This is a genomic window from Nocardia brasiliensis IFM 10847 (genome assembly GCF_000710915.1).
GTDB classification, from domain to species: Bacteria; Actinomycetota; Actinomycetes; order Mycobacteriales; family Mycobacteriaceae; genus Nocardia; species Nocardia brasiliensis_A.
In genome coordinates, this window is sequence record NZ_BAUA01000068.1 from 23399 (window position 1) to 35624 (window position 12226).

Consider the following 12226-nt stretch of genomic DNA (forward strand, 5'->3'; position numbering starts at 1 on the left):
GTCAGCACCGCATCATCCATTGCCCGCCCGCGTTACGCGGCCGGAGCCACGGCAGCGCGTCAGCGCCGCATCATCCGGCGCATCAGACCTGCTGTGTGCCAACATATTCGAGCATTGGGCTGCGGTTACACCGGGATGACTCCGCGAATTACGCGCATTTCCTAGTCTCGACGGTGGCCCGGCCAGCCGGTCGCGGTTCGAACACCGACGACGATCCGTCGTCCTTCTCGAGCGGGAGTTTCGATGAGCTTGTTCGCCTTTCACCGCGGCTTCGCGGCAGTGGCAATCGCCGGCGCAGCCGCGGCTGTCACGCTGACCGGTCCAGCACTCGCCGATGCCGAGGCGGCCACTTTTGTCGTGCATCCCGGCATCATGCAGGCGGCTGGCCCCGGCGACCCGGGCATGGGGCAGGGCGGTCCGGGCGACCCGGGCATGGGCGAGGGCGGTGGCCCGGGCAACCCCGGCACCGGCGGCTCCGGCGAACCCGGCATGGGCCGCTAGCGGGCAGGTTCCCGGCGCCCGCACGCTCGGTCGCTGGGAACGTTCCCAACCCCGATGAATTTCGCGAGGACCCGCCGTCGATACCTTCGACACACCGACAGCGGTGGGCCCGCGCCGGGATCGTCCCAGCGCGGTGAGAACGATCCGGTCTGATCCGAACCGGTGCGAAGGGTCTACGGCGTGAGTGGAATCAAGGTTTTGGTGGCGGGAGCGAGCATCGCGGGCCCCGCGCTGGCGCACTGGCTGTGCAGGCGAGGCGCCGCGGTGACCGTGGTGGAGCGGGCGCCCGAGCTGCGTCCCGGTGGGCAGGCGGTGGACGCGCGCGGCGTGACCAGGGAGGTCATCCGCCGGATGGGCTTGGACGCGGCGGTGCGCGCGGCCCGCACCGACACCGCAGGCGCGCACACCGTCGACGCGGACGGAAACGTGCTGGAGACCTTCCGCGCCGACGACGACGGCGGCGACGGGTACATCGCCGAGATCGAGATCCTGCGCGGTGACCTGTCCCGGGTGCTCTACGACGACACCCGCGCCGATGTCGAATACCGCTTCGGCGACCGGATCGCCGAACTCACCCAGGACGCGGACGGCGTCGATGTGACCTTCGCGGGCGGCGACCGCCGGCGCTTCGACCTCGTGGTCGGCGCCGACGGGCTGCATTCGGCGTTGCGCGCGATGGTCTTCGGACCGCACGAGCAGTTCATCCGCCACCTCGGACACGTGCTGGCCTTCTACAGTGTGCCCAACGAATTCGGCTTGGACCGCTGGCTGCTCGACTATCAGGAACCCGGGCGCTCCGCGATGCTGCGGCCAATCCAGGACGCCACCCGCGCGATGGCCATGTTCTCCTTCACCGCAACCGATTTCGACGTCGACTACCGCGACGTCGCGGCGCAGAAGCGGCTGCTGCGCGAGCGGATGACCGGCCTGGGCTGGTCGACCCCGCGCATCCTCGCGCACCTGGACGACACCCCCGACTTCTATCTCGACCAGGTCGCCCAGGTGGTGATGGACCGTTGGTCGAACGGACGGGTGGTACTGCTCGGCGACGCGGCCTTCAGCTCGTCCCCGATGTCCGGGCAGGGCACCGGCCTGGCCCTGATCGGCGCCTACGTGCTGGCCGGCGAACTCGCCGCCGCCGACTGGAACCCCCAGCTAGGCTTCGCCGCCTACGAGCAGCGGATGCGTTCGTTCGTCGAAGCCAACCAGGAGATCGGCCGCCTGCACGCGCAGAGCCGCGCCCTGCCCGGGCCTGACCCCGCCCCCGACTTCACTGGAGAATGGTTCACCGCCCTGATCGACCGCGCCTTGAACCTCGACCTCCCCGACTACGCAGAAGTCCCCCCGATCCCCTCTACCACCCCTTGACCCGCCCCCATCCGCGCGGAGGCCGACCAGCGCGGACATCGCCGGAATCCGCGACGCAGTACTGTGACTTCGTGTGACCGGCAATGAGATCGAGGTTTCGGCTGAGCTGGTGCGTGCGTTGTTGCGGGAGCAGCATCCGGATCTGGCGGGGCTTGCGATTCGGGAGGTGGTGGGGGGCTGGGGAAATCAAATGTGGCGGCTCGGGGACGAGTTGGTGGTGCGGATGCAGCGCATGGACCCCACCCCGGAGCTTCAGCTGAAGGAGCGGCGGTGGCTGCCGGTGCTGGCTCCGCGCCTGCCGCTGCCGGTGCCGAGGCCCGTGCGGTTCGGTGCACCGTCCGAGCGGTTCCCCAAGCATTGGACGGTGATGACGTGGGTGCCCGGCGAACCGCTGGATCACGCCTCGATCAACCGGGGCGCCGACGCGGCGGATACCCTGGCGGGCTTCCTGCGGGCACTTCATGTGGCGGCGCCCGCCGAAGCGCCGACCGCCAAGGACCGCGGCGCGCACCCCAGGATTTATACGGGCGGCTTCGAGAACTTCCTGCGAGCCGTTGCCCTGGACGGCATCGCTGCCGACGTCCGCGACGTCTGGGCGGACGCGACTGCCGCCCCGGCGTGGGCGGGCCCGCCGGTGTGGGTACACGGTGACCTGCACCCCGCCAACGTCGTAGTCTCAAACGGAACCATCTCGGGCATAATCGATTTCGGTGACATGTTCGCCGGCGATCCAGCATGGGATCTCGCCGCCGCCTGGGTCCTGCTACCAGCAGGCACAGCCACCCGCTTCTTCGACACCTACGCGCACGCGGACGAATCAGCGATCCGGCGCGCCCGCGGCCTGGCCGCAATGAAGAGCCTCTTCCTGATCCTCATGGGGCAGAACGGAGATCGCGGCCTCCCCGGCGGCAAACCACACTGGGGCCCCGCAGGCCGGGCAGCCCTCGAACGCGTCCTGCAGGGATCGCCGAAACTGCGCGCCTGATACTCGCGCACAGCTTCCGCCTTCGGCAACATGTGAGCACGAAACCTCTTGCTGTGCTGAACTTTGCCCGGCACCGAGATCGTGCGCAAGGCTGCATGGCGCGAGGATCTAGCGGAGTCCCCTCCGCGATCTAGATACCGTGGAAGGTCTGGTCGGCGATCGTCGAAGAAGCGTTCAACGTGAGCGATGTCTCGAACGGTCGGGCTGCTGAAGTCCCGTCCAAGATGTAAGTTCCAGTCGCCCGAAGAACGGTCGAATTATCGGTGCCTGGCCGAACACGAATTACGCCGACAGAGTACGCAGCCTGCGGAAACCGTAGGAGCTGCCCGACGATCGCCGTCGTTCCGACATACGAAACATCCCCGGCGGCGAGTCGGGCATCCTCGGCATACCACAGCTCCAGTGCGCTTTGCTGGGCCGCGAGCTGGGCGAAGTAGAGCCTGGTAAAAGCCTCGGCATTCTCTCGGGTGAAGTATTTCTTGATAGTGTCTTCGATCACGACAGTCCTCCTGATCAAGCCCAGAAAGTGATTCACGGAAATATCGGGCCGGTTCTCCGCCGTTGCCGCCAGCCTCGTCACGAGGGCATGTAGGTCCTGCATCGCGATCACCTGAGCGGCCAGACGATCACGGTGTGCGACCAACACCTGCGCCATCGCCACAGTTCCCGCGAGCACGTTCGCGATCTGGTCCAACCCCAGACCGAGCTGGCGCAGTGCCAGAACCTGATATAGGCGCTGGACGTCGGATTCGGTGTAGCGGCGGTGACCTGCGTTGGTGCGCTCGGCGGGGCGCACCAACCCGATCCGGTCGTAATGATGCAGTGTCCGAACCGTCAATCCGGTCTCGGTCGCAAGTTCACCGACCTTCCACACCTGCTCGATTCCCTTCTCTTCCATCCGCGTTCAGCTCACTTCCACCGACGCAGCTCGCGCTGGTACGGCCGACGCTAGGCCCTGACGTCAGGTAAGGAGCAAGCCGGAACTTCCTGCTGGATTGCATGATGACGGCGACCGTCCCCGGTCGGGGATCACAAGGGTGCGGAACGCCACCATTCGACATGCTCGCTTTCGCGGTCCGGCGGCGCCTCGGAATAGATGTGGCAGGAGTTTCGGGGTGAATTCTCGAACGAGACAACGATTTTGGGGTCCTGGAAGCCGTACTCCTGGCGGCGGATAGTTACGGTTGCGGCGGAGCGCTGAAATCGCTCTATCAGAGTGTCGCCGCCGTACTGGCTCATGTCCCGGCCGCTCGGAAAACAATAGAGATCGAAGGTCGGAGCGAAGGTCCGCGACGACGGAATACCCAAGACCAGCGCCACGAAGCCGAGCACCCAACCGAGCAGCAAGAACAACCACCACGCGGTGACCAATGCGCTGCCGGGACGGCCACGCAGATCGGGTGCGTCCGGTGGCGTCCGAGGGTCGCTCGCCCGCCACACATCCGACATGATCGTGTGCGGGAACCACAAATTGACGACAGGGCAGAACCAGCCGCCGATCACCCACCCGTTGGCGAGCCGATGCCGTGCCGTGCACAGTGCTTCGGCATTGTGACGCGCCCGCCACAGCCAGCTGATGACGACGATTCCCGCACTGAACTGCAGCAGGTGTGCGAGGACGCCGACCCCGGTGTAGGACTGCCACTCCGTGCGTGTGACACCCGGCTGCCCCCAGCTCTTCTCGAAATCCGCGAGGAGCCGCCAGTCGGCGATCGCGCTGACGAACATCATGACCACCGCCGCGGCGACCAGGCCGATCGCCCAGGCCGCGAGCGCTCCGATCGGACGGACGTTCCTTCCGCCGCGCGCGAGCGCAGCGTCCCACCCCACTGACATCGTCCAAATCCCTTCGGTTCCAACGGCGCACCATACCGCCCGTGGCAACGGCCCCGAGACATCATGTCGCACCGGACCGCAACGGGAAACCTTCGATCATGCGTCAGGTCACCGTGCCACCCACGACACCCGAACCGACTGAACGCAGGTCGGTAAGGTCGGTCCGGTGAGCGACGCCGGTGACCTGATGCGGATGTATCTGGTGGACGCAGACCAGCCTTTTCCGTCTGTCGAACTCGCGGATTCGTCCGGGCTGGTCGCGTTCGGCGGGGACCTGTCGCCGCAGCGGTTGCTGGACGCTTATTCGGCAGGCATCTTTCCCTGGTACAACCCCGGCGAGACGATCCACTGGTACTGCCCGGATCCGCGAAGCATTCTGATACCGACCGACCTGCGGGTGAGCAGGTCCTATCGGCGATCTGTCGCCAATGCCGACTACGCGGTGACCATGGATCACGCCTTCGCCGACGTGATGTCGCAGTGCGCCGGCCCGCGGGACAAAGAGGCCGGAACCTGGATCGGCTCCGACATGCAGGCCGCCTACCTGCGACTGCACCACCTCGGTCACGCGCACTCGGTCGAGGTGTGGCGCGACGGTGAACTGGTCGGCGGCCTCTACGGCGTTGCCCGCGGCCGCTCCTTCGCCGGCGAATCCATGTTCTCCCGCGCCCGCGACACCTCCAAGGTCGCGCTGTACTGGCTGTGCGCCCAACTGACCGCCTGGGATTTCGCTCTCATCGACTGCCAAGTCACCTCCAGCCACCTCACCTCCCTCGGCGCGATCGACCTCCCCCGTACGGACTACCTGCGCCTGCACATGCAGGCCGCCGCCCGCCCCGGCCTCGTCGGCGCCTGGCAGTTCGACATCCCAGTCCCCGACTCCCCCAACCATTTACCGGCGTGAGCGGTACCCGCCGCATCTACACCCTTTGTCGGGATTCGCGCCCTTGCGGAGTCCAGAAGGGGTGCGAATATCCCGAAAAGTACCGCGTTCCCTCGCGACGGCTGCGCGCGTTTCGGTGGCGGCCCCCAGCCTCGATCGGCGCGCCCATGCCGGACTCGGGAACCGGCGCAACGCCTACGTTCTCGCCTTCCGATTTCATCCGACCGCAGGTCAGCAACAGTGCATCGGAAGCGACGCCGACTCGGCTAGTCCAACATGCCGAGTTGTCGAACATATGTTCTATCTTTGCGGTAAGCTCACCCGCGTGACCATACATTCGACCGCGCTGGCGCCGGATGCTCAAACACCAGGATGGCCGGAACTGGCCGACGTCGATCTGCTGCGCACCCTAGTCGAAACCGAACGCCGTCGACGGCGACTGGATGCCGCCATGCGCGCGGCCGTCGCCGAAGCCGAGCGACGTGGCCTCGCCGCAGACACCGGCTACCGGGACACCGTGGAGCTGTTGACCGATCTGCTGCGCATCACCGCCCACGAAGCGCGCCGACGAATCGAAACCGCGGCTCCGCAGGCCCGCTCGCGTTCCAAGAAGGTGTGGCGGGTGCTGGCGGCCGCAAGCTGATGTAGTGCTGCCCGGCCCATCCAGGGTTACCCCGAATGACCGGCATGCTCGCGTGACGAAACACCCCGCACCTGAGTGCCGCCAGGGAAGCGGCCACGAGAACGACTGTGGCGCAGTGGGTCAGTGCAAGCTGAGGCCCGTGCGAGAGTCGAGGTGGGTGAGTTTTTCCGGGTTTCGGACGAAGTAGAGGCCGGTGATGCGACCGTTGTCGATGCGGAAACTCATGATGCCGATTTCGTTGTCCCAGCGCATGATGAGGGCCGGGCCGCCGTTGACCACGGTGGGTTCCGTGCGGAGCGTGGGGTTGATCTTGCCGAAGCCGACCAGCAGGTTCCTGAGTACCTTCTCGATGCCGATGATCGGCACCCGGGCCGCGGTCTTTACGCCGCCACCGTCGGTGAGCAGCACGACATCCGGGGCCAGCACAGTGAGCAGCCCTTGCGGATCACCGGTTTCCAACGCCTGCTGGAAAGACTCCAGCGCCGCCTTGGCCTGCGCCGGGGAAACCACCGACCGCGGGCGTCGAGCTTCGACGTGCCCGCGGGCCCGCCGGGCGATCTGGCGAACGGCGACCGGCGTCTTGTCGACGGCGGCAGCGATCTCGTCATAGCTGACGTCGAAGACCTCGCGCAGCACGAAGACCACCCGCTCGGTGGGCGAGAGCGCCTCGAGGACGAGCATCAGCGCCATCGACATGCTTTCGGCGAGTTCGACATCCTCGGCCACGTCCGGTGCAGTGATCAGCGGTTCGGGCAGCCACGGCCCGACATACGCCTCCTTCCGGCGTTTCAGCGTGCGCATCCGGTTCAGGGCCTGGCGGCTGGCGATCCGCACCAAATAGGCACGCGGATCGTCGATCCGGTCCACCTCGACCTGGGCCCACCGCAGCCAGGTTTCCTGCAGGACGTCTTCGGCATCGGCGGCGGAGCCGAGCATTTCGTAGGCGATGGTGAACAAGAGGTTGCGGTGCGCGACGAACGGGTCGATCGCCGGGTCGGCTGTGGTCGTCATCGCGAACTCTGCTCCTCGTGCCTGGCCAGGAAATGCTCGGCAAGGCTACCGGGTCAGGCGGTGAAGGGTTCGAGCCAGAACCTGCCCCAGGCTACGAAAACCGCCATCGCGAGGTAGACCACATTGGCGGTGATGACCTTGTATTCGCCATAGCGGGCGTGGGCGATCATCGCCCCGACCATCAGCAGCGCCCAGCACACCGCGGTGACCGGAACGAGCACCGGCGCGATACCGAGCACGGCGGGCAGGATCAATCCGATCGCGGCCAGGACCTCCACGCCGCCAAGGGTTTTGATGACTCCCGCGCCCGCGGTGGCGGTCCAGCGCCCGCCGGGCGCCTGGGCCAGTTTCGCCTTGGGCGTGAACATTTTGATGGTGCCGCTGGCCGATGCGACGGCGGCCAGCAGTCCGGTGACGATCCACAGTGCGATGTTCATCAGGTCTCCTCGTTTCGACGTTCGACCTGAAGACACCGCTGAGCCGACGCCCGTGACATTGCGTGACGCAGGTCACCGCAGCACCGGCGCTCACACCGGAATGCCGTGCTGGGTGACGTAATGCGAGATCAGCGTTTCGATCGAGCGGCGGAAGGAGCCCTGCTGCCGCTCGCTCAAAGTGTTTGCCAGATTGCCGATCTCGGCCCGGACCGCGTCGCGCACCAGATGCACGACGGCGCGTCCGTCGGCGGTGACGGTGACATGGACGGCGCGCCGGTTTCCGGGGACGGCGATCCGCCGCACCAGGCCGCGCCGCTCGGCGCGATCGACCAAGCCGGTGACGCTGGACTTCTCCAGCTCCAGGATGCCGGCCAGCTGCTGCATGCCGATCTCGCGATCGTCGAGCACGGCGAGCATGCGCAACTGAGTGACCGATAGCCCTTGCTGGCCGGCGAGACGTCCCAGGACGGCTTGCAGGATGAACGACAGCTGGATGAGCCCGTCGACCAGGTCCAGCTCCGGGTCGGGTGCGTCAGTGGTCACAGTAAGCCAGGTTAGCTTGATTCAGTTCGCGATACCAACTATTTTAGTTCGTGACACCAACAGTATTTGTCACGAACAATTGGTAGGCACGCGGGCTCGGGCCGCAGCAAGGCTCGACAGGGAAGGGGCAGACCTATGACCGAGAAGAGGCGCGTCGCCGTCCTCATCGGCAGCACCCGCCCCACCCGCATCTGCGCCGGTATCGCCGCCTGGGCGCGCGACGCCCTGCGGGAGGAGAGCGACCTCCACTATGACCTGCTCGATCTCGCCGAGGTCGGGCTGCCGTTCCTGGACGAACCCCGCAAGGCCGCGCTCAGGCAGTACGAGCATGAGCACACTCGGGCTTGGAGCCGGCTCGTGCAGAGCTACCACGGCTTCTTTTTCGTCTTCCCGCAATACAATTGGGGCTACCCGGGGGTGCTGAAGAACGCGCTGGACTATCTCTACTGGGAATGGCGCGACCGCCCCGCGAGCCTGCTGACATACGGCACCCACGGTGGCAGCCGAGGCGCCGAACAGCTCATCGGCGTCCTGCACGGACTGCACATGCGGCTGCTCGAGACACACGTCGAGGCCGTCATCACCGAACAGGACGTGGACGAGAACTGGCAGCTGCGCGACCTCGACACCACGCTCGGCCCGAACCGGGAACTACTACGCAAGATCGGCGCGGAGATGGCCCGCGCACTCGACGGCAACTCATGACCGCAGTCCTCTAGGAGAACGGAGAAACAATCATGACAACTCACCAGGTGGGCTTCATCGGTCTCGGGAAGATGGGCGCCGCCCTCGCAGGCCGACTGCTCGATGCCGGTTACGACGTCACCGTGTGGAGCCGGACCGCAGGCAAGGCGGACGAGCTGCTGGCGCGCGGCGCGACGCTCGCCGACCGCCCCGAGGACGCGATCGCCACCGGGACGGTCTTCTCGATGCTCAGCAACGAAGAGGCGGTGCGGCAGGTCTTCACCGCGGACCGGATCCGCTCCGCGCCAGCGGGTTTCGTGCACATCAACCACGCGACCATCAGTCCGGCAGCGGCTCGCGAATTCGCCGCGGCCGGCGGGGACTACCTCAGCGCCCCGGTGATCGGCCGGCCCGAGGCGGTGGTGGCCGGCCAGCTCGCCGTGCTGATCTCGGGCGAGGAGGACGTCCGAGCCGCGGCGGCACCGATGCTCGCCGCGCTCGGCCGGCGGGTGTGGGACTTCGGCGCCGCCGTGGACGCCGCACCGACGGTGAAGATCGCGGTCAACTACTTGATCCTGCACGCGCTACAGGCACTGTCCGAATCGATCACGCTGCTGCAGCACGCCGAACTGGACGCGGGGCGGTTCGTCGAAATGATCAACGATTCGATCTTCCCGGGCCCGGTGTACGGCGGCTACGGCAACGCCATCGCGACAAGCACTTTCACGCCGCCGGGTTTCACCACCACACTGGGATTGAAGGACCTGCGCCTCGCACTGAGCGCCGCCGACGACCTCGGCACCCACCTACCGACCGGACCGGTCCTGCACGACGTGTTCGCCACCGCGGTCGAGCAGATCGGCGCGGAACTCGACTGGGCGAGCGTCGCCGAAGTCACCCGGCAGCGGTCCACCGGCCGCCCCCGCTGAGCAGCACGTCCGGATCCAGGACGCAGGCCCCGCCGCGTGGCGTTCACGTTGCGGGGCAACGGTCTACCCGAGCTTCGACCAGTGCCGCGCCTTCTAGGATGCTCGGCATGCCTGTCTCCACCGCCGGCCTCGTCGGCTACACCGAACGCGACCTCGACGCCGACCTGGCGCGCTGGTTCCCCACCGCGCCGCGAGTTCAGGTGCCGGAGGAAACACGGTCGGTGGCAACGTTTCTCGCTCGCCTCGCGCCGTCCGACGCCGCAGCACTGAGCGCGTTCGACCGGCGGGTGCGCTCCGGCCTGCTGCCGCAGTTCCTGGACATCTCCGACTGGTCCTACGGCTTCGATTTCGCCGGAAACGATTGCGGCATCCTCGATTCGGACTATACGACCGAACTCACCGACGACGACGTCTACTCGATCGGCGCCGACGGCGGCGGCAACCTGTACGTGGTCCTCACCAATGGCCAAGTGGCCGTGTGGTTTCACGAGGAGGAGGTGGTGGAGGGCGGCACCCGCTTCGACAACCTCGATGTCTTCCTCTGGTCGTTCGTGCGCTACCGGGCGGTCCGGGCCGGACAACTGGCTCGCTCGGCGGTCGAGGCGGACTTCCTGGCGCTCGGCCAGGACGGCGCGCTCGAACCCGAATTGGGCTTGCTCCGGCTCATGAAGTAGCGGACCGTTCGGCGGCGCTGTTTGCGCGTCGGGGCAGGCAGAACATCAGGACCCACAGCACGGCCGAGGCCACACCGACCCAGCACAGCACGCCGGTGAACGCGTCGCGGTCGAGGGCGCTCGTGGACGCGCCGCCGGTAGCGGCGAAGAACACCGGACCGGCCAGCGCGATACCCACGGCGTAGCCCAGCTGGAGCGCGGTGTTGAACAACCCCGAGGCTGAACCGGCGCGTTCGTGCGGAACCTTCGCCAGGCTCAGGTCGGCGATCGGTCCGCCGATCAGTCCGAAGCCGAACCCGAGCAGCACCACGGGGGCCGCCATCGCGAGCAGAGTCAGCTCGGCTTGCCCGCTACCGACCTGGATCCCGTAGGCCGCGGTCGCGGCGAGAGCGATCAGGGCCCCGGTTTGCGGCAGACGGCGCGCGAAGCGTCCAGCCGTCTTCGTCGCGGTCATCGCACCGGCCAGCTCGCCGAGGGCGAGCAACGTGAACGCCGCGGCTGCCATCAGCGGGCTCATGCCCAGGCCGTGCTGCAGGTACAGGCTCCAGGTCAGGAACAGCAGCCCGCACAGCAAGGCCATTGTCAGCTGCGCCGACAGACCGCCGGAGAACTGCTTGTCCTTGAACAGCGACAGCGCGATCAGCGGCGAATCGTGCCGGCGGCGCCGCTGGTGGCGGAGGAAGACGCCGAGCACCAGCCCACCGCCGGCGAGCATGGCGAAACACCACAGCGGCCAGCCGTGGGCGTGGCCCTCGGTGAGGGGGAAGACGAGCAGCACCATCGCGATCGCCGACAGCAGCACCCCGGCGAGGTCGAGGCGGTCGGCCTTCGCCGCAGTCGACTCGATGATGAACTTGCGTCCGAGAACGAGCACGACGAGCCCGACGGGAATGTTGATCAAGAAGATCGGCCGCCAGGCCAACCCGAACAGGTCGGCCTCGGTGAGCACGCCGCCCAGCACCGGACCCACGACACTGCCCATCGACAGGATGGCCCCGTAGAGACCGAACGCCCGACTGCGGTTCGCGCCGTCGAAGGTGACGTGCAGGGTCGCCAGGACCTGCGGGATCATCACGGCCGCGGCACCGCCCTGGAGCACACGGGCGGCGATCAGCATGCCGGGCCCGGTCGCGATGCCGCACAGCAGTGAGGCGAGGGTGAAGCCGGCGGTGCCGAGCAGGAAGACCCTGCGCCGGCCGTACAGGTCACCGAGCCTGCCACCGGTGATCAAGCCGAGCGCGAAGGTCAGCGCGTAGCCCGCGGTCAGCCACTGCACCACCGCCGCTCCGGCGCCGAGCGAGCGTTGCAGCGTAGGCATGACCGTCAGGACGACCGAATCGTCGAGAATGCTCATCAGTTCGCCGGTCAGCACGACCGCGAGGGCGATCCTGGCAGCGGTCGTCATCGTCGACGCCGTGCCGGATGAGGGATGGGCCGAGTGCTCAGGGGTGTGTTCGGGCTCGTTGTCGAGCACGGAGGAATTCATGGCGGGACTCCTGGTTCAGGAATCGGGGAGCTCGCCGTCGACCCCACCAGGTCCGGACAACACGAAACCCGGGGCAGTCGGCAGAGCTACACCCGGGAATGGCAGGGATTGGGTGACATCACTCAGGCCAGCGCGACGTCCGCCCCCGCACACGTTCACAAATCAGGACGTGGGGGAACGCAGACGGCTACATGGCCTGGGATATAAGTCACCACCTCGAATCCACTACAGAAGCAACAAGGAGTC

At 67.1% G+C, this 12226-nt stretch carries 14 protein-coding genes; 8 read left to right on the forward strand and 6 right to left on the reverse strand.

Annotated features, from left to right (window positions below; genetic code table 11):
* The first annotated feature begins 243 nt into the window (after positions 1-243).
* The 3 genes from NBRGI_RS14380 to NBRGI_RS14390 all read left to right on the forward strand — a co-directional run bounded on the left by NBRGI_RS14380 (position 244) and on the right by NBRGI_RS14390 (position 2854).
* Positions 244-501, forward strand: coding sequence for a hypothetical protein (locus NBRGI_RS14380; protein WP_029896447.1), 258 nt, complete (start codon positions 244-246; stop codon positions 499-501).
* Positions 502-681: 180 nt separating this feature from the next.
* A complete protein-coding gene (locus NBRGI_RS14385) occupies positions 682-1869 on the forward strand; it encodes an FAD-dependent monooxygenase (protein ID WP_029896449.1) in 1188 nt (395 codons plus the stop codon).
* Positions 1870-1942: 73 nt separating this feature from the next.
* Positions 1943-2854, forward strand: coding sequence for a phosphotransferase (locus tag NBRGI_RS14390; RefSeq protein ID WP_029896451.1), 912 nt, complete (start codon positions 1943-1945; stop codon positions 2852-2854).
* A 130-nt stretch (positions 2855-2984) separates the two neighbouring features.
* Here the strand turns inward: NBRGI_RS14390 and NBRGI_RS45160 are convergent, their stop codons facing one another.
* Both NBRGI_RS45160 and NBRGI_RS45165 read right to left on the reverse strand, forming a co-directional pair.
* Positions 2985-3752, reverse strand: coding sequence for a MerR family transcriptional regulator (locus NBRGI_RS45160; RefSeq protein WP_051727751.1), 768 nt, complete (start codon positions 3750-3752; stop codon positions 2985-2987).
* A 131-nt stretch (positions 3753-3883) separates the two neighbouring features.
* Positions 3884-4690: a DUF4328 domain-containing protein gene (locus tag NBRGI_RS45165; RefSeq protein WP_081878052.1), complete on the reverse strand. Its 807-nt coding sequence runs from the start codon at positions 4688-4690 to the stop codon at positions 3884-3886.
* A 166-nt stretch (positions 4691-4856) separates the two neighbouring features.
* On the opposite strand from NBRGI_RS45165, the gene aat reads away from it, so the two are divergent.
* Positions 4857-5594, forward strand: coding sequence for a leucyl/phenylalanyl-tRNA--protein transferase (gene aat, locus NBRGI_RS14405; RefSeq protein WP_200882168.1), 738 nt, complete (start codon positions 4857-4859; stop codon positions 5592-5594).
* Between the two features lie 304 nt (positions 5595-5898).
* Positions 5899-6216, forward strand: coding sequence for a DUF222 domain-containing protein (locus NBRGI_RS14410; RefSeq protein ID WP_235210952.1), 318 nt, complete (start codon positions 5899-5901; stop codon positions 6214-6216).
* Positions 6217-6336: 120 nt separating this feature from the next.
* Here NBRGI_RS14410 and NBRGI_RS14415 read toward each other — a convergent pair whose 3' ends face one another.
* The 3 genes from NBRGI_RS14415 to NBRGI_RS14425 form a co-directional block, all read right to left on the reverse strand.
* Positions 6337-7227, reverse strand: coding sequence for an RNA polymerase sigma-70 factor (locus tag NBRGI_RS14415; protein ID WP_029896461.1), 891 nt, complete (start codon positions 7225-7227; stop codon positions 6337-6339).
* A 53-nt stretch (positions 7228-7280) separates the two neighbouring features.
* The gene (locus NBRGI_RS14420; RefSeq protein ID WP_029896463.1) at positions 7281-7664 is read right to left on the reverse strand and encodes a DoxX family protein; all 384 of its coding nucleotides are present in this window, start codon (positions 7662-7664) and stop codon (positions 7281-7283) included.
* 90 nt (positions 7665-7754) lie between these two features.
* A complete protein-coding gene (locus tag NBRGI_RS14425) occupies positions 7755-8207 on the reverse strand; it encodes a MarR family winged helix-turn-helix transcriptional regulator (protein ID WP_014983351.1) in 453 nt (150 codons plus the stop codon).
* A gap of 135 nt (positions 8208-8342) precedes the next feature.
* Here NBRGI_RS14425 and NBRGI_RS14430 point away from each other — a divergent pair, with 135 nt between their 5' ends.
* From NBRGI_RS14430 to NBRGI_RS14440, 3 genes are all read left to right on the forward strand, one after another.
* Positions 8343-8912 (forward strand): NADPH-dependent FMN reductase, encoded by a 570-nt coding sequence (locus tag NBRGI_RS14430; RefSeq protein WP_029896465.1) that lies wholly within the window; start codon positions 8343-8345, stop codon positions 8910-8912.
* A gap of 32 nt (positions 8913-8944) precedes the next feature.
* Positions 8945-9820 (forward strand): NAD(P)-dependent oxidoreductase, encoded by an 876-nt coding sequence (locus tag NBRGI_RS14435; RefSeq protein WP_029896467.1) that lies wholly within the window; start codon positions 8945-8947, stop codon positions 9818-9820.
* Positions 9821-9927: 107 nt separating this feature from the next.
* Positions 9928-10494 carry a hypothetical protein gene (locus tag NBRGI_RS14440; protein ID WP_029896469.1) on the forward strand — a complete coding sequence of 189 codons (567 nt, stop codon included), beginning with the start codon at positions 9928-9930 and terminating at the stop codon, positions 10492-10494.
* On the opposite strand, the gene NBRGI_RS14445 is transcribed toward NBRGI_RS14440, so the two are convergent.
* Positions 10484-11980 carry an MFS transporter gene (locus tag NBRGI_RS14445; RefSeq protein WP_029896471.1) on the reverse strand — a complete coding sequence of 499 codons (1497 nt, stop codon included), beginning with the start codon at positions 11978-11980 and terminating at the stop codon, positions 10484-10486. The genes NBRGI_RS14440 and NBRGI_RS14445 overlap by 11 nt on opposite strands.
* Between the last annotated feature and the right edge of the window lie 246 nt (positions 11981-12226).